Annotated in this window: 17 protein-coding genes; 9 read left to right on the forward strand and 8 right to left on the reverse strand. The window is 72.2% G+C overall.

Annotation, left to right across the window (positions count from 1 at the left end; all coding sequences use genetic code 11):
- Positions 1-170: 170 nt before the first annotated feature.
- From ABD401_RS03105 to ABD401_RS03120, 4 genes are all read left to right on the forward strand, one after another.
- Positions 171-1877 (forward strand): class I adenylate-forming enzyme family protein, encoded by a 1707-nt coding sequence (locus ABD401_RS03105; RefSeq protein ID WP_344601488.1) that lies wholly within the window; start codon positions 171-173, stop codon positions 1875-1877.
- 112 nt (positions 1878-1989) lie between these two features.
- Positions 1990-2802: a class I SAM-dependent methyltransferase gene (locus ABD401_RS03110; protein ID WP_344601490.1), complete on the forward strand. Its 813-nt coding sequence runs from the start codon at positions 1990-1992 to the stop codon at positions 2800-2802.
- A 15-nt stretch (positions 2803-2817) separates the two neighbouring features.
- Positions 2818-3279, forward strand: coding sequence for a PPOX class F420-dependent oxidoreductase (locus ABD401_RS03115; RefSeq protein ID WP_344601491.1), 462 nt, complete (start codon positions 2818-2820; stop codon positions 3277-3279).
- A gap of 140 nt (positions 3280-3419) precedes the next feature.
- The gene (locus ABD401_RS03120) at positions 3420-3830 is read left to right on the forward strand and encodes a hypothetical protein (RefSeq protein WP_344601492.1); all 411 of its coding nucleotides are present in this window, start codon (positions 3420-3422) and stop codon (positions 3828-3830) included.
- On the opposite strand, the gene ABD401_RS03125 is transcribed toward ABD401_RS03120, so the two are convergent.
- The 7 genes from ABD401_RS03125 to ABD401_RS03155 all read right to left on the reverse strand — a co-directional run bounded on the left by ABD401_RS03125 (position 3742) and on the right by ABD401_RS03155 (position 9776).
- The gene (locus ABD401_RS03125; RefSeq protein ID WP_344601494.1) at positions 3742-5175 is read right to left on the reverse strand and encodes a glycosyltransferase family 87 protein; all 1434 of its coding nucleotides are present in this window, start codon (positions 5173-5175) and stop codon (positions 3742-3744) included. The two genes, ABD401_RS03120 and ABD401_RS03125, sit on opposite strands and share 89 nt — an antisense overlap.
- Entirely contained in the window at positions 5172-5627 is a 456-nt protein-coding gene (locus tag ABD401_RS03130) for a hypothetical protein (protein WP_344601496.1), read from the reverse strand. The genes ABD401_RS03125 and ABD401_RS03130 overlap by 4 nt, the downstream gene beginning before the upstream one ends.
- Positions 5624-6940, reverse strand: coding sequence for a molybdopterin-dependent oxidoreductase (locus tag ABD401_RS03135; protein ID WP_425566052.1), 1317 nt, complete (start codon positions 6938-6940; stop codon positions 5624-5626). Before ABD401_RS03135 ends, ABD401_RS03130 begins: the two co-directional genes overlap by 4 nt.
- Entirely contained in the window at positions 6934-7611 is a 678-nt protein-coding gene (locus ABD401_RS03140) for a class I SAM-dependent methyltransferase (RefSeq protein ID WP_344601500.1), read from the reverse strand. The genes ABD401_RS03135 and ABD401_RS03140 overlap by 7 nt, the downstream gene beginning before the upstream one ends.
- Positions 7595-8245: a TIGR04282 family arsenosugar biosynthesis glycosyltransferase gene (locus ABD401_RS03145; RefSeq protein ID WP_344601502.1), complete on the reverse strand. Its 651-nt coding sequence runs from the start codon at positions 8243-8245 to the stop codon at positions 7595-7597. The genes ABD401_RS03140 and ABD401_RS03145 overlap by 17 nt, the downstream gene beginning before the upstream one ends.
- On the reverse strand, positions 8242-8925 hold the full coding sequence (locus ABD401_RS03150) for a glycosyltransferase (protein ID WP_344601504.1): 684 nt from the start codon (positions 8923-8925) through the stop codon (positions 8242-8244). Before ABD401_RS03150 ends, ABD401_RS03145 begins: the two co-directional genes overlap by 4 nt.
- Positions 8926-9104: 179 nt before the next feature.
- Positions 9105-9776, reverse strand: a complete 672-nt coding sequence (locus ABD401_RS03155) for a hypothetical protein (protein ID WP_344601505.1) — start codon at positions 9774-9776, stop codon at positions 9105-9107.
- A gap of 176 nt (positions 9777-9952) precedes the next feature.
- Here ABD401_RS03155 and ABD401_RS03160 point away from each other — a divergent pair, with 176 nt between their 5' ends.
- Both ABD401_RS03160 and ABD401_RS03165 read left to right on the forward strand, forming a co-directional pair.
- Positions 9953-10675, forward strand: a complete 723-nt coding sequence (locus ABD401_RS03160) for a response regulator transcription factor (RefSeq protein ID WP_344601506.1) — start codon at positions 9953-9955, stop codon at positions 10673-10675.
- Entirely contained in the window at positions 10672-11802 is a 1131-nt protein-coding gene (locus ABD401_RS03165) for a sensor histidine kinase (RefSeq protein WP_344601508.1), read from the forward strand. The genes ABD401_RS03160 and ABD401_RS03165 overlap by 4 nt, the downstream gene beginning before the upstream one ends.
- Positions 11803-11811: 9 nt before the next feature.
- On the opposite strand, the gene ABD401_RS03170 is transcribed toward ABD401_RS03165, so the two are convergent.
- Positions 11812-12870: an NAD-dependent epimerase/dehydratase family protein gene (locus ABD401_RS03170; RefSeq protein WP_344601510.1), complete on the reverse strand. Its 1059-nt coding sequence runs from the start codon at positions 12868-12870 to the stop codon at positions 11812-11814.
- A gap of 169 nt (positions 12871-13039) precedes the next feature.
- Between ABD401_RS03170 and ABD401_RS03175 the strand changes: the two genes are divergently transcribed.
- The 3 genes from ABD401_RS03175 to ABD401_RS03185 all read left to right on the forward strand — a co-directional run bounded on the left by ABD401_RS03175 (position 13040) and on the right by ABD401_RS03185 (position 15979).
- The gene (locus ABD401_RS03175; protein WP_344601512.1) at positions 13040-14089 is read left to right on the forward strand and encodes a class I SAM-dependent methyltransferase; all 1050 of its coding nucleotides are present in this window, start codon (positions 13040-13042) and stop codon (positions 14087-14089) included.
- A gap of 16 nt (positions 14090-14105) precedes the next feature.
- Positions 14106-14855 carry a flavodoxin family protein gene (locus tag ABD401_RS03180; RefSeq protein ID WP_344601514.1) on the forward strand — a complete coding sequence of 250 codons (750 nt, stop codon included), beginning with the start codon at positions 14106-14108 and terminating at the stop codon, positions 14853-14855.
- 125 nt (positions 14856-14980) lie between these two features.
- A complete protein-coding gene (locus ABD401_RS03185; protein ID WP_344601516.1) occupies positions 14981-15979 on the forward strand; it encodes a fatty acid desaturase family protein in 999 nt (332 codons plus the stop codon).
- Positions 15980-16033: the final 54 nt, after the last annotated feature.

Below are 16033 nucleotides of genomic sequence, written 5' to 3' on the forward strand. Positions count from 1 at the left end.
CCGGTCGCTCCGACCAGTTCAGCGAGGACGAGATCTTCGCCGCCTACGCCGGCACGAACACCACCACCACGACCGCCCGCACCGCCTGACCCCCGTAACGTCAGCGGGATCGGGCGCTATTGCGCACGGTCCCGCTGACGCAAGGGGGGTTTGGTTGGCAGAGTGGGGAGATGTTCCCGACGAGCCCAGATCAACGACGTTCGGCGCTCGCGGCCCGCTTCCCGGTCTGGGAACCGCGGACCCTGGACGCCTTCCTCGACTCCTGCGCCGCCGAGTTCGGTGACCGCCCCCTCGTCCTCACCGACGACCGGACGCTGAGCTACACCGGCGCGGCGGCCGAGTCCCGCCGCCTCGCCGACGGGCTCGCCGCGCTGGGTGTCCGCCCCGGCGACCGGGTCGGGATGCTGATGGCGAACCACCTCGAGTTCGTCCCGTGCAAGTTCGCGATCGCGCGGGCCGGCGCCGTGGCGATCCCGTTCAACTTCCTCTACCGCGTCGACGAGCTCGCGTACGTGCTGCGGCAGTCGCGGTGCAACGTGCTCGTGACGATGACGGGCTTCGGCGACCTCGACTACCTCGCGATGCTCGACCAGATCGCGCCCGGTTGGGAAGACGGTCCCACCGAGGCGCTGCCGGACCTGCGCGCCGTCGTCGTCCTGTCGACCGACGGACGCGAGCGGGCCGGGGTCCACACCGTCGGCAGTCTCGGCGAACTGGGGGACGCGCACCCTGGCGCGGCGACGCACGAGGTCGACCCCTCCGACGTCGGCGACATCCTCTACACATCTGGGACGACCGGCTCGCCCAAGGGTGTGATGGTCAGTCACGACGCCGTCCAGCGAACGGGTTACGCCTCGGCGCTCACCCGCGCTTTCGAGGACGGCCGCCGCGTGCTGTTCTCGCTGCCGTGCTACCACATGTTCGGCTACGTCGAAGGTCTGATCGCCTCGATGATGGTCGGTGGCGCGATCGTGCCCCGTCTGACGTTCACGCCCGCCGACTACTTCGCCGGCATCGAGCGGCACCGCGCGACCGACATCCTCTGCGTCCCCACGATGACCGTCGCGCTGGTCGAGCACGAGGACCGGAGGACCCGCGACCTGTCCTCCGTGTTCGCGATCCTCTCCGGTGCGGCCCCGGCCCCGGTGTGGCTGTGGGAGAAGGTCCGCAGCGAGCTCGGCATCTCCGAGATCGTCACCGGCTACGGCATGACCGAGACCGGCGGCGCCATGACGCTGTCCGTGCCGGAGGATCCGCTCGAGCAGCACTCGACCACCGTCGGCCGCCCGAAGCTCGCCGGCGTCGCGGGACTGGACCCGTCCGACCCCGTCGGCGGGGCGCTGTGCGAGTACCGCACCGTCGACCCGCTCACCGGGGAGCCGCTCCCCGCCGGGGCCGAGGGTGAACTCGTCTCCCGCGGCCCGACGCACATGCACGGGTTCTGGGACAAACCCGAGGAGACCGCGCTCGCCATCCGGGACGGCTGGGTCCATTCGGGCGACCTCGGCCTCGTCCGCGAGGACGGCTACCTGCAGCTGACGGGCCGCAGCAAGGAGCTCTACAAGAGCGGTGGCGAACTCGTGATGCCCAAGGAGATCGAGGAGCTCGTGTCCGCCATGCCGGGGGTCAGTCAGGCCTACGCCGTCGGCGTCCCCGACGAGCGCTGGGGCGAGGTCGGGTGCCTGTGGATCGTTCCCGAGCCCGGCGCGACCGTGGACCCCGACGCCGTCCTCGCCCTGTGCCGGGACAAGCTCGCCCGGTTCAAGGTCCCCAAGCACGTCCTGCTTCTCGACGGTGCGGAGCTCCCCACCACCCCGACCGGCAAGGTGCAGAAGTTCGCGCTGGTCCGGCGGGCGGGCGAGGTCCTCGGCGGCTGACCCATCCGGGCTGACGCGGCGTCACGGACTCGTAAGGGTTCCCGGGCACCTCGCGGCTCGATACTGGCCGCGGAACCGCCGGCGCCCGGTGGTGCGCCGGCCCGCTGTGGAGGTGAGCCGTGAACAGTCCGTCGCTGGAGCAGGTCAAGGCCATGGCGAAGGAAGCCTGGGCCGCCGGGAACTACGCCGAACTCTCCCGGCACATCGAGCACGTCGGGGTGCGGGTGGTGGAGGCCGCGCAGGTGTCGCCGGGGCGGCGGTCCTCGACGTCGCCTGCGGCGCGGGGAACGCGGCGCTTCCCGCCGCCCGCGCCGGCGCGACGGTCACGGGCCTCGACCTCGTCCCCGCCCTGCTCGACGCGGGCCGCAAGAAGGCCGCCGACGCCGGGGTCGAGATCACCTGGGTCGAGGGTGACGCCGAGGCCTTGCCGTTCGACGACGACTCGTTCGACGTCGTGTTCTCGACCTTCGGTCACATGTTCGCGCCCCGCCACGACGTCGTGGCCGCCGAGATGGCGCGCGTGACCCGCCCCGGCGGACTGATCGCGATCTGCTGCTGGACGCCGGAGGGCACGGTCGGCGAGGTCTTCGCGACCTCGGCCTCGTTCCTGCCTCCGCCCCCGCCCTTCGCCTCCCCGCCCGTGCTGTGGGGCACCCGCGACCACGTCCGCGCGATGTTCCCCAGCGCCACCGACGTCGAGTTCACCGAGCTCACCGCCACCGTCGAGTGGGGCTCGCCCGAGGACTTCGCCGACTACTTTCTGACGAACTTCCCGATGATGGTCGTGGCCGCCCGCATGCTCGGCGACCGCTTCGCCGACCTCCGCGCCGCCGTCCTCGACGTCTGGCGCCGCCGCAACGAGGCCCACGACGGCACTCTCGTCCTGCCCCAGGAGTACCTGCAGTCGCTGGTTCGCCTCGGTTGAGGCAGAGTCGGGGGCATGGCACGGACGATCGCGACGAACACGAAGCTCGACCGGGACCAGCTGCTGGAGTTCGTACGGCCCCGGCACCGGATGATCCTGCTGACCACGCGCCAGGACGGGACGACTCAGGCGTCGCCGGTGACCGGGGGCGTCGACACCGGCGGCCGGATCGTGATCGCGACGTACCCGGAGCGGGCGAAGACGCGCAATGCGCGGGAGCGGCCGCAGGTGAGCGTCGTGGTGCTCTCGGACGAGTGGAACGGGGCCTGGGTGCAGGTCGACGGGACCGCCGAGGTCATCGACGTGACCGAGGACGTCGAGCCGTTCGTCGAGTACTTCCGCTGCATCTCCGGCGAGCACCCGGACTGGGACGAGTACCGGCAGGCGATGGTCGCGCAGAACAAATCCCTGCTCCGGATCACGCCCACGCGCTGGGGACCGGCCGCGACCGGGGGTTTCCCGCCCCGTCTGGCGTGACCGTCCGGCGCGAACAGTGACCGTTCGGCGGTCCGTCGGAGCGTTGACTGCAATCTTGCTCACCCTTTCGTGTGAGAGCTCGTTCCGGTGGGTAGTCGCCTCCCAGCCGCCCGCGAGGGCGTTCGTGGGAGGAGGCCGTCGTGAGCGCAGGTGTGCTTGTGGCGTACGCCAGCGGGACCGGGTGCGACAGCGCCTGCGCGACCGACATCGCGAACCAGATCGCGGACGTCCCCGACCTGGAGGTTGACGTCAAGCCGCTCAGCCGGGTCACGTCCATCGCGTCGTACGCGGCCACCTACATCGGGTGGGCCCGCCCCTCCAGTGCCGGCCGCGCCGAGCTGGAGCGTTTCCTCAACGCCAACGCCGAGCAGCTCCGGACGCGCCCGGTGTGGATCGTGCACCACCACCCCGACTGCCCCGACGGCTCGCCGGACCGACACCTCAAGATGACGCGCCTGGTCTTCACCCCCGCGCCGGACGCGAAGCCGGCGCCCGCGGAGGAGCCGAGCTGGGCGGCGGCTCCGTCAAAGCGGACCCCCGCCGGCGTCTGACGGCCTCGCCGACCGCAACGACCGCGGCCGCCGTCAGGTAGCACCACTGCTGCATGGCGGTGTTGTCCACGCCCAGGTTGCCCGCCTGGTAGACGGGATACGCCGCGGCCGCCACCGCGAGCCACGCCGGCCGGTTCGCCAGGGCGGCCAGCGCGACGATCAGCAACCCGTACCAGGGCTGGCTCGGCCCGACGAGAACGAACGCGACGCCAGCCAGCAGAAGGGCGTCCGCCGCCGACGGGACCTCCCGGGCCCGACGCCACACCCACACCGCCACCGCGACGCCGAGCGCGACCGCGACGGCCGGCGCCGCCGCGTCCGGCGTCAGCAGTCGGACCGTCCCGAACCGTTGCGCGCCGGAGTACCCTTCCTCCTCCAGATAGCCCGGCAGGTACCCGAGCACGTCCGTGCCCACGGCCGCCACGTGCGGGACGTACCCGACGAGGAACACCCCCGCGGCCGCGGCGAGCACCCGATGCCCCCGCCGCACCAGCAGCGCCGGCACCAGCAGCACCGGCACGAGTTTCACCGCGACCGCCGCCCCGAACAGGGCCCCGCCCGCGACCAGGCGCCGCCCGGCCAGCAGCCCGAGCGCGCCGACCAGCAGCAGGACCCCGAGCACGTCGATGTGGGCGTTGTTCGCGCACTCCAGCCACACGACCGGGCACCACGCCCACCACACCGCCGCGCGCGGGTCGCGCCCCGCCCGCTGCCGAGCCCAGGCCAGCGCGGCGGTCACCGCCACGGCGAGTGCGCCGAGCGCGACCTGCAACGCCCGCACCCGGTGCTCCTCGGGTGATGCGACGTGCAGCAGCAGGAAACTGCCCTCGGCCACCGGCGGGTAGATCGTGCGGACGTGCGGCCGGTTGATCCACGTGCAGTCGTGCGGGACGCCGCGGGTGGTGCACGCATCGGTCCGACCGGACGCGACGGCGGCGGCCGCCTGCTCGGGTGTTCGCGGATCGGGTGGGAACAACTCGTCGTCGCGGAGGTGGGCGAGCGCCGGGTCGAGCGGGGTGTACCGGTACGGGTCGATCCCGGCCGCCTGGACCTTGCCGTCCCACAGGTAGCGCCAGAAGTCGTCGGTCGTCGTCGGTGAGTACCCGACCGCGACGACCTGCAGCAGCGCCCCGCCGGCCAGGGCCGCGCTCAGCGACGCGCGCAGCGGCAGCCCCCGCACCGCCCAGGCCCCGGCGACGAACAGGACGGCGGCCGAGGCGTACCAGGTGAGCATCCGCTCGACCGAGTCCGCGTTCGGGGCACCGACGCGTAGCGCGCCGACCTCCGCGACCACCGAGCCCACGAACGCGAGAACGGCCACGGCGGCGCGCTGACGAACCGTCACGTCGAGGCGGCCCGTCGAACGAACGCCACCCGCACGGCGTACCAGAGCGCCGAGATCGCGGCGAGGATCGCGGTGACCAGCAGCCACCGGCCGACGAACTCGTCGATCGGGCGGCCGGTCTTGTACTCGTAGCTCTCGGCCTGACGGAGAATCAGCGGTGAGAACATCAGCAGCAGGATGCCGGAGACCGCGAGCGGGATGCGGACGAAGTTGAGCCACGCGACGCGTCCGGGCCGCCGGCGCCACAACGTCACGAGGGCGACGTCGAGCAGCACGTACACCGGCAGCAGCAGGCCGTCGTGGAGGACCGCGCCGGCGGCGAACCACCCCGCGACGTCGAGCGTCCGTTCGTTCAGCAACTCGCGCAGCGCGAGCGCCGCCGGGACGAACGACAGCATGAGCACCAGCGCGTGGGCGGGGTGCTCGCCGTAGAACCTGCGCACGGCGGTCACGTCTCGAAGGTCAGGCGCTTGACCCACTTGGTGTTCCGCACGCCCGGGTTGTTGGGGACGATGATCCGCGCCGGGAAGCCGTGGTCCAGCGACAGGTCGGCGTCGTTCACCTGCAGCGCGAGCAGGCTGTCGCCGGCCGCGATCTGGTTGCCGGCCAGGCGTCCACGGCCGAAGGCTCCGCCGTCCTGCAGCGACTCGACGTGGACCGAGGCGGGGTCGGCCACTCCCGAGAGCGTGGCCAGGTCCCGGAGTCGGACCCCGCGCCAGCGCTGGTTGCCGCTGGACCAGCCTTCGACGCAGGCGATCGCGAGGGTCGCCTCGTGCTGCTCCATGGCGGCCAGGTCCGCGCGGCTGAGCACGATCGGGCTCGGGCCGCCGGCGATCTCCAGCCGCCACAGCCCGCCGACCAGGGCCGGCGTGATGCGGGCCTCGCCCGCGGTGGTGTTCACTCCGAAGTCGTTGGGTCCACCGCCGGGGTCGTAGCCGCCGCGGGGGGACAGGAGCCCGAGTCGGCTCACCGGACCGCCCACGGTCTGCGGTGCGACCATGACGAACGCTGTGAGGGAGCCGGCCCCGACGAGGCCGAGTGCTCCCCGGCGGGAGATGGTGGGCGCGGCCGGGCGGGCGCTGACCAGACCGTTCGGGGTGTACGGCTCGGGCGTCGTCCCCGCCAGCGGCGTCCGTAGTTCGTCGCGCACCCGGCGCTCGCGCAGCGCCGCGCGCATCGTCGGGATCTTCAGCGCGACGTGGGCGGCGGCGGAGACGACGAAGACCCAGGCGGCGTAGAAGTGCAGGACGTAGAAGGACCCGGGGAAGCGGTACCAGTACTGGATGTTCAGCAGCCCCGTCGCGAAGGTGAGCATCGCGCCACCGACGAGCAGGAACAACGACAGGCGCTCCAGCGCCTGCGCCGGTGACGCGACGGGCGGCCAGACGAACAGCTTCGGGATCACCGACCACAACTTGGCCAGGATCACCGGCACCAGCACGACACCGAGCGTGACGTGCAGGCCCTGGGTCACGCGATAGCCCCACGCGGGCGAGGCCGGCCAGTGGAAGGGCACGAACGTCAGGACGCCGGAGGCGTGCCGTCCGTCGTTTCCGGGCAGCCAGGGGTTGTAGGCGAGGTAGGAGAGCAGCCCGGTCGCGAACATCACCGGGAGACCGACCAGCAGCACGGCGCCGAGGACCGAGGTCAGCCAGGGACCGCGGATCGGGCTGCGCCAGAACCCCGCCCGGAACGGGCCCGGCGGTGGACGGTCGGCGACCCAGGTGTTCGCAGCGGCCACGCGCGAACGCAGCGAGGTCACCATCGCCGCAGCCCGACGAAGTGCCGGTGGTCGGAGGACCAGGTCTCGGTGAGGGTGAAGCCGAGGGGCTCGGCCAGGGCGGTCAGGGGGACCGCTCCGATCCGGATCCAGGGGAACGAACCGACCGCCTCGCCGTCGGGCCCGCGCACGATCGCGGTGAAGTGGACGTAGGCGGAACCGGACTCGACCTCGACGAGGACATGTCCGCCCGGAGCGAGCAGATCGCGGACGCGCGACAGCAGTCGGGGGGCATTGCCGCCGATGCCGATGTTGCCGTCGACGAGCAACGCTGACGTCCAGCGGCCCTCACCAGGGAGTTCGTCGAACACGGAGCGACGTAGCGCGGACGCACCGTTGCGGCGGGCGATGCCGACCGCGGCCTCGGACACGTCGACCCCGAGCGCCGGCACGCCGCGGACGAGCAGTGCGCGGACCAACCGGCCGGGACCGCAGCCGATGTCGAGGGTGGGACCCGTGCAACGGGCCAGCACGGTCTCGTCGTCGGCGTCGGAGGACCGCAGCCACCGGCCGACGTCGAAGGACAGCGTCGCACCGGTCTCGTCGCTGATCCGCAGCGGCAGTCCGCGGCTCAGGGCGTCGTGGTAACGCGTGAGCACGGCAGGGCCCCAGGTCCGATCGTCCGCGACCGGCAGCGCCTCAACCGACACGGGCACCTGCCGGCACGGTCAGGGCGGCGGACAGCGCGTCGTACGCGGTCGCGAACCGGCGACCGGCGCCCGTGGCCGCGCACTCCGCGGCGACCGCGCCGGCGTCGGCAGCGGTGTCCACGTCGCGAAGAACCGGCAGCAGGCCGACCCGCAGACCGGCCGACCGGAGCCGGGCCAGTTGCACCGCACCGGTGTCGTCCCGGGACATCGGGACGCCCAGCACGAGAGCGGGGTCGGGGCCGCGCAGGCCCAGGCCCCAGAAGCCGCCGTCGGCCGCCGGGCCGAACCAGGCGTCGTGGTTGGCGAAGTCCACCGTCAGGTGACGCATCGTCAGCTGCGGGGTGTCCATGCCGACGAGCAGTGTCGGCCCGGTCAGGTCGGCGAGGGCGTTCGCGATCCGCTCGTCCAGACCCGCGCCGCGTTGCGGGCGGACCTCGATCCCGGCGGGCAGCCACGGACCCGGTTCGCCTTCGAGGGCGAGCACCCGCCGGGTCGCCGGCGCGGCGACGACCAGGTCGAGGGTGTCGCGGAGGGCAGCCTCGGCCAGCGCGGCGGCCTCGGCGGGGGTGAACGGGGGGCACAGTCGCGTCTTGACCCGGCCCGGCACCGGCGACTTGGCCACCACGAGCAGGTTCGTCACGTCGCGAGCACCGCCCGCATGTCCCGGACGGTCCGCACCGTGCCGCGGAGGGTTCCGGTCACCTTGGACTTGCCGATGCGGGGCCGGTAGTCGATGTCGCGCTCCTCGATCCGCCAGTCGGCCCGGGCCGCCGTCAGCACCATCTCCAGGGGGTAGCCGAAGCGGCGGTCACGCAGGTCGAGGTCGACCAGTTCCGTCCGCCGTGCCGCCCGCATCGGCCCCAGGTCGTGCAGGCGGACGCCCGAGTGGCGGGTCATCAGAACTGCCAGGGCGCGGTTGGCGAGCCGCGCGTGCACCGGCCATGATCCGCGCGCGGGCCGGCGTCGACCCAGCACGAGATCGGCCGTCCCGGCGAGGACCGGGGCGGTCACGCGCTCGAGCTGGCCGGGATCCATGGAGGCGTCGCAGTCGCAGAAGCACACCACGTCGGCGGTGGCCGCGAGCAGACCCGCGTGGGCCGCGGCACCGAAGCCGCGGCGGGGTTCGGAGACGACGAGGGCCCCGAGCGCCGCCGCCACCGCGGCGGAGTCGTCGGTGGAGCCGTTGTCGACCACGATCGCGCGCGCCCAGGGCGGCATGCGCTCGAGGACCCACGGCAGCGCCGCCGCCTCGTCCAGACAGGGCAGAACCACGTCGACGACCGGAAGCACCGAGTCCGACGGAAGGTGGGCCGAGGTCACGGTGAAACCGTAGGGCGGCGGGGTCTGCGGGGGTACCTCGCAGCGGTTACGGAGTTCTGACGTCGGATGCATGAGTAAGTCCTGCCCACAAGAGAGGACGGGAACGACCGGCAGTGCGGTCGTTCCCGTCCGGATCGCTCAGGAAGAGCCGGTCGGCCGCCGGTGGCGGCCCCGGCGGATCAGGCCAGCTTGAGCGTGATGCGCGCGATGCCGACCTTGAAGAACTCGGTCAGGGCGTCGGTCTTGTAGGTGGCGTTGAGCAGGTCCGCAGCGGCGGCGGTCAGGCTGACCGTCGTCCCGTAGAGGACCGCCTGGTTCTTGGCCTCGTTGACCTGCAGCGGCTCCAGGGTGCGACCGTCCAGGAAGAACAGCGGCGCGCCCTTCACGACCGACTTGCCGTTCGCGGACACGTCGCCGGTGAGCATCGAGGTGCCGGCGTCGACGAGGAAGTTGGTGAGCTCCACCTTCGTCTTGCCGTCGGTGAGGCTGATGCCGCTGCCGTCGTGGGCGATCGCGCTCTCGACGTACGGGGTGCGGGAGCCGGGCGTGTAGTACGTCGCCGAGCCGCCGGTGATCGGGAAGGACAGCGTGCCGTCCTTGAGCTTGGCCGTGCCGACCACGCCGGGGGTGAGCTTGAGCGAGGTCAGGCCCTCGAGGAAGCCGGGGTCGACGACGACCTCGGTCATCTTGCCGGTGAGGTTGGTCAGAGCGGCCACCGGCTCGCCGGCGGTCGCTGCGGTCGCCGCGGTGGGTTCGGCCTTGTCGTCCTCACCGCACGCGGCGAGACCGAGGACCAGGGTGCCGGCGATGGCGAGTGCTGTCGCGGAGCGGGTGAGAACGTGGGTGCGCATGATTTCCTCTCGGGGGCGTTGTCCGTATGGCCTCCATTCGCAGGTCGCGCCCGGCGGGCTTGGTGAAAGTGGGTGCCGGTTCTGAGTCCTGGCTCACAGGCGGAACGGGGCTTACAGAGTTCTGACGGCACGAAAGCGACGGTCCCGCGCGGGCCGGATCTCCCTAGACTCCGCGTGTGGGCAGTCGCGTGCTGGTCGTCGAGGACGACGTGACGGTGGCGGAAGTGGTCGTCACCTACCTCAAGAACGCCGGTTACGAGGTCGAGCACGCCCCCGACGGACAGGCCGCACTGGACGCCGCTGCACGTGCGTGGCCCGATCTCGTCGTCCTCGACCTGATGCTGCCCGGCATCGACGGCCTCGAGGTCTGCCGGCGGCTCCGGACGACCGGCGCGGTTCCGGTGATCATGCTGACGGCGCTGGGTTCGGAGAACGACCGCGTGGTCGGTCTGGAGGTCGGCGCCGACGACTACGTGACGAAGCCCTTCAGCCCGCGCGAGTTGACGCTGCGTGTGCAGTCGGTGCTGCGCCGCGTCGCCGGCCCCCCGCCGGTTCATCCGGACGCGCCGGCCGTGCTGACGGCGGGGCCGATCCGGATGGACGTGACCGCGCACCGCGTCACGCTGCACGGCGAACCGCTCGCCCTGACGACCCGTGAGTTCGACCTGCTGGCGCACCTGCTCGCCCACCCGGGCCAGGCGTTCACCCGCGAGGAACTCATGAAGACCGTGTGGGGGTGGGAGTTCGGCGACCAGTCGACCGTCACCGTCCACGTCCGGCGGCTGCGGGAGAAGATCGAGCCCGACCCGGCGAACCCGACGCTGCTCGTCACGGTGTGGGGCGTCGGCTACCGGTTGGACCCGCCGGTGCCGGCACCGTCGGAGGGCGCACCGGCGTGAGTGACCGCGTCGAGATCGTCCTGATCGCGCTCGGGTGGTCGGGTGCGGTGGCGATCGCGGGCGCGGGACTGCTCCGTGCGCTCCGGGGCCGATCGGTCCGTGCGTCCCTGCTCGCCCTCTGTCTGACGACGGTCGCCGCCGTGATCGCCGCGACCATCGGCACCGCTCACGCCATGTTCCTCTCCGACCACGACTTCGAGGTCCTGCTGCTCGTCAGCGTCGTCGTCGCGGTGCTCATGGCCGGCGTCTCGGGTCTGCTCGCGCACAACCTCGCCGAGAGCAGCCGGGCTCTGACCGAGCAGACCCGCGCCATCGGCGACATCGCCACCCTCGACCTGTCCGCCGAGACGCCGCACCGCGCCCCCGCCAGCGCCGAGCTCGCCGCGCTCAGTCGGGAGCTCGACGCCGCCCGTACCCGGCTCGCCGAGTCCCGGGCCCGCGAGCAGGCGCTCGAGACCGCGCGACGCGAGCTGGTCGCGTGGGTCTCGCACGACCTGCGTTCGCCGCTGGCCGGGATCCGGGCGATGGCCGAGGCGCTCGAGGACGGCGTCGCCGAGGATCCGGACCGCTACCGCAAGCAGATCCGCATGGACGTCGACCGCCTCGCCGGCCTGGTCGACGACCTCTTCGAGCTCTCCGTGATCCAGGCCGGCGCGCTCAAGCTCTCGCTGGAGAAGATCTCGCTCTCCGATCTCGTCAGCGACACCCTGGCGGGCGCCGACGCCCTGGCCCGGGAGCGCGGCATCGCCCTGCGCGGCCACGCCCTGACCGACGTCGCCGTCCGCGCCGACAGCCGCGAGCTGTCGCGGCTGATGAGCAACCTCGTCGTCAACGCGATCCGGCACACCCCGGCCGATGGCGCCGTCGAGATCAGTCTCGTCGAGCGCGACGGCCGCGCGACGATCGCGGTCACGGACGGGTGCGGCGGCATCCCGGAGGAGGACCTGCCGCGCGTCTTCGACGTCGCGTGGCGGGGCAACAACGCCCGAACCCCCGGGGCGGACGGCGGTGCCGGCCTCGGCCTCGCGATCGTGCGCGGCATCGTCGAGGCTCACGCCGGCGAGATCACCGTTGCGAACACCGGCAGCGGCTGTCGGTTCGAGGTCTCGCTGCCCGCGCTCGCCTGAGCCTGAGCCTCAGACCCGCATCGCCGCCGCGGCGAACTCGGCCATGCCGGCGTCGAAGTCCTCGCGGGGCGACCAGTCGAGCTCGGTGCGCAGGCGGAGCGAGGAGGCGGTGATGTGCCGGACGTCGCCGAGGCGGAAGCCGCCGGTGACGATCGGCTCGGGACCGCCGCACGCTCGGGACAGGGCGAGCGCGAGTTCGCCGACGGTCCGGACCGTCCCGCTCCCGACGTTGTAGGCACGGAGCGCTCCGGCCTCGACCGGCCCCGGGCCGGACACGGCGTCGAGCACGGCGAGGTTGGCGGCCGCGACGTCGCGGACGTGGACGAAGTCGCGCCGCTGCGCGCCGTCCTCGAACACCTTGGGTGGCTGGCCGGCGGCGAGGCTGGACCGGAACAGGCTGGCCACGCCGGCGTACGGGGTGTTGCGCGGCATCCGGGGCCCGTAGACGTTGTGGTACCGCAGTGCGGCGACGCGCGCCCCCGTCGCGCGGGCGAACGCGGCCGCGAGGTGTTCCTGTGCGAGCTTGGTCGCGGCGTAGACGTTGCGCGGGTCGGGTGCCGCGGTCTCGTCGACCAGTCCGGACTCCAGGTCGGCGCCGCAGCGCGGGCACGGGGGCTCGAACCGCCCGTCGCGCAGCGCGCTCGGCGTCCGCGGGCCCGGGGCGACGACGCCGTCGTTCGGGCACTCGTAGCGGCCCTCGCCGTAGACGACCATCGAGCTCGCGAGCACCAGGCGCCGGATCCCCATCCGCGCCATGCCGGCGAGCAGGACCGCGGTTCCCCAGTCGTTGCTCGCGACGTAGTCGGGGGCGTCGTCGAAGTCGACACCGAGTCCGACCATCGCCGCCTGGTGGCAGACGGCCTCGATGTTGTCGAGTGCCTGCTCGACCGCCTCGGCATCGCGGACGTCCCCGGCGAGCACCTCGGCCTCGACGGGCAGCGTCGGCGACGTGGAGTGGACCGCCGGCAGCAGCGCGTCGAGCACGCGCACCTCGTGCCCGGCGGCCAGCAACGCCTCGACGACGTGGGACCCGATGAACCCGGCCCCGCCGGTGACCAATACGCGCATGCGCGTCACGTTACCCACGACGGGGCATCTGACGCCCCGTCGATCGCGACTGGAAACGGGCCGTCAGAACCTGGTAATGGGCCGCCTCCTTGTGGTCGACCGTCTCCCCGGAGGAGAGTCGTCCCGCTCGTGCACCGCCAGACGAACCACACCGGATCGGAGGCCGGAGATGCACATCGACGAGACCAAGCTCCACGACCTGCTCGGCAGCTTCGTGACCGACCTCGGCGGAAGCTTCCACGCCATCAGCGCCGTTGTCGGCGACCGCCTCGGCCTGTACGCGGCGCTCGCCGACACCATGCCCGCCACCGCCGCCGACGTCGCGAAGCGTGCGAAGGTCGGCGAGCGCTACGCCCTGGAGTGGCTGCGCGGTCAGGCCGCCGGCGGCTACATCACCTACGACGCCGTCACGGAGAAGTTCTCCCTCACCCCGGAGCAGCACTTCGCACTCGCCGACCCGGGCGGGATGCAGATCGCCTCCGCGTTCGCGCTGCCGATCGCGGTGACGAAGAACATCGACACGATCGCCGACGCGATCGCCCACGACGAGGGTTTCGGCTGGCACCAGCACGACGCGGGCCTGTTCGAGGGGACCGAGCGGTTCTTCCGCCCCGGTTATGTTCTGAACCTCGTGTCCTCGTGGATCCCGGCCCTCGACGGCGTCGACGAGAAGCTGCGGGCCGGCGCCAAGGTGGCCGACGTCGGTTGCGGGCACGGCGCCTCGACGATCCTGCTCGGGCAGTCGTACCCGAACTCGAAGGTCACCGGCTTCGACTACCACGGCCCGTCGGTCGAACGGGCGCGTGCGCTCGCCGCCGAGGCGGGTGTCGACGTCGAGTTCGTCCTGGCCGCGGCCGCCGATTTCCCCGGCGAGAACTACGACCTGGTCGCGATCTTCGACGCCCTGCACGACATGCCCGACCCCGTCGGCGCCGCGACGCACATTCGGGAGTCCCTCGCCCCGGACGGTACGTTCCTGCTCGTCGAACCCATGGCCGGTGACGACCTGTCCGACAACCAGCACCCGATCGGCCGGCTGTTCTACACGGCGTCGACCGTCATCTGTGTCCCGCACTCCCTCACCGCTCCACCGCGCGCCGCGCTCGGCGCCCAGGCCGGGGAGGCCCGCCTCACCGAGGTCCTGCACGCCGCCGGCTTCACGCGCGTCCGCCGGGCGACGGAGACCCCGTTCAACCTCATCCTCGAAGCTCGGCCCTGAACCCGGAGGATCTGTCGTGGTCGACCTGACACCGCAGCAGGAGGAGCTCTGCCGGCAGGACCGGTGGGACTTCAGTGACCTGCGCGCGCTGTTCGTGAACTGCACGCTGAAGCGCTCGCCCGAGATGTCCCACACCCGGGGACTGATCGATCTCGCGGCGGAGATCCTCCGCCGCCAGGGCGTGACGGTCTCCCAGATTCGAGCGGTCGACCACGACATCGCTCCCGGCGTCTGGCCGGACATGACCGAACACGGGTGGGCCACCGATGAGTGGCCCGCCCTGTTCGAGCAGGTGATGGCCGCGGACATCCTCGTCCTCGCCACCCCGATCTGGCTGGGGGAGAAGTCCTCGGTCTGCACCCGTGTCATCGAGCGGCTCTACGGCAACTCCGGGCAGCTCAACGAGGCCGGGCAGTACGCCTACTACGGGCGGGTCGGCGGCTGCCTGGTCACCGGGAACGAGGACGGGATCAAGCACTGCGCGATGAACGTCCTCTACTCGCTCCAGCACCTCGGGTACGTCATTCCGCCCCAGGCCGACGCCGGGTGGATCGGCGAGGCGGGCCCGGGCCCGTCCTACCTCGACCCCGGGTCGGGCGGCCCGGAGAACGACTTCACGAACCGGAACACGACCTTCGCGACCTGGAACCTGCTCCACCTCGCGCGGATGATCAAGGACGCCGGCGGCATCCCCGCGCACGGGAACCAGCGCTCGGCCTGGGACGCCGGCTGCCGCTTCGACTTCCCCAACCCCGAACACCGCTGACCAGGATCGGGGACCTTCGGCCCCGGGCGGGTCGCGCGGGATCCGGCTACCGTGAGAGATCGGGCAGCCCACGTCCGGACCTGGCGGCACACGGTCGCTGTACGCCGACGGAACCCGGTGCTCTCTTGAGCGATGTTCTGCTCGACCCGCCCGCGCGCTCCGCGAGCGACTTCGCCCCCCTGCTGGACCAGGTCCGCACCAGCGGCCTGCTCCGGCTGCGCCGCCGCCGCTACGTGGTGATGATCGCGTGCGACCTGCTGGCCCTCGCCGGCGTCTGGGCGACCATCCAGGTCGTCGGGAACACCTGGTGGCAACTGTTCCTGGCGCTGCCGCTGGCGATCTTCACGGTCCGGATGATCTTCGTGGCTCACGACGTCGGCCACCGCCAGGTGGCGCGGACCTCGCGGGTCAACAAGGTCGCCGGGTACCTGGTGGGCGACGTCCTGCTGGGTCTGAGCGCCCGCTGGTGGATCGACAAACACTCCCGCCACCACGCCAACCCGAACCAGGTCGGTCGGGACCCCGACGTGGGCACGGGCGCCCTGTGCTGGACGACCGACCAGGCCATGGGCCGCTCCCCGGTGATGACCTGGCTCGGCCGGCACCAGGGCCGACTGTTCTTCCCGCTGCTGATGCTGGAGGCGCTGAATCTGCACATCGGCAGCGCCCGGGTGGCCCGCAGTGCGCGGGAACTCGCGATGCTGACCGCGCACGTCGCCGCCTATCTCGGGCTGCTGCTGTGGGCGATGGGGCCGGGCAAGGCGGTGGTCTTCCTCCTGGTCCACCAGGCTCTGGTCGGGCTGCACCTGGGCTGCGCCTTCGCCCCGGGGCACAAGGGCATGGTCATGCCGCCGCCGGGCGCACGCTGGGACTTCCTGCGCAAACAGGTCCTCACCACGCGGAACGTCCAGGGCGGACCGGCCACCGACTGGTTCCTGGGTGGCCTGAACTACCAGATCGAGCACCACCTGTTCCCGGGCATGCCGCGGCCGAACCTGCGTGCGGCCCAGCCGCTGGTCCGCGCGCACTGCTCCGACCTCGGACTTCCCTACGCGGAAGAACCGCTGGTCAGCTCGTTCGGGATCACGATTCGGCACCTTCAACAGGTCGGCCGACGCGCGTAACGCAGGTCGCAGCGCGCATTTCGGCCCCCATACGCCATACTGGGGGCACACGGC

Origin of the sequence: Sporichthya brevicatena (assembly GCF_039525035.1) — a bacterium.
Classification (GTDB): Bacteria; Actinomycetota; Actinomycetes; order Sporichthyales; family Sporichthyaceae; genus Sporichthya; species Sporichthya brevicatena.

What these genes read in the sequence shown, in the direction of transcription:
- ABD401_RS03105 (WP_344601488.1), top strand. Translation starts at nt 171, where the DNA reads ATGTTCCCGACGAGCCCAGATCAACGACGTTCGGCGCTCGCGGCCCGC.
- ABD401_RS03115 (WP_344601491.1), top strand. Translation starts at nt 2,818, where the DNA reads ATGGCACGGACGATCGCGACGAACACGAAGCTCGACCGGGACCAGCTG.
- ABD401_RS03135 (WP_425566052.1), bottom strand. Translation starts at nt 6,940, where the DNA reads ATGGTGACCTCGCTGCGTTCGCGCGTGGCCGCTGCGAACACCTGGGTC.
- ABD401_RS03155 (WP_344601505.1), bottom strand. Translation starts at nt 9,776, where the DNA reads ATGCGCACCCACGTTCTCACCCGCTCCGCGACAGCACTCGCCATCGCC.
- ABD401_RS03170 (WP_344601510.1), bottom strand. Translation starts at nt 12,870, where the DNA reads ATGCGCGTATTGGTCACCGGCGGGGCCGGGTTCATCGGGTCCCACGTC.
- ABD401_RS03175 (WP_344601512.1), top strand. Translation starts at nt 13,040, where the DNA reads ATGCACATCGACGAGACCAAGCTCCACGACCTGCTCGGCAGCTTCGTG.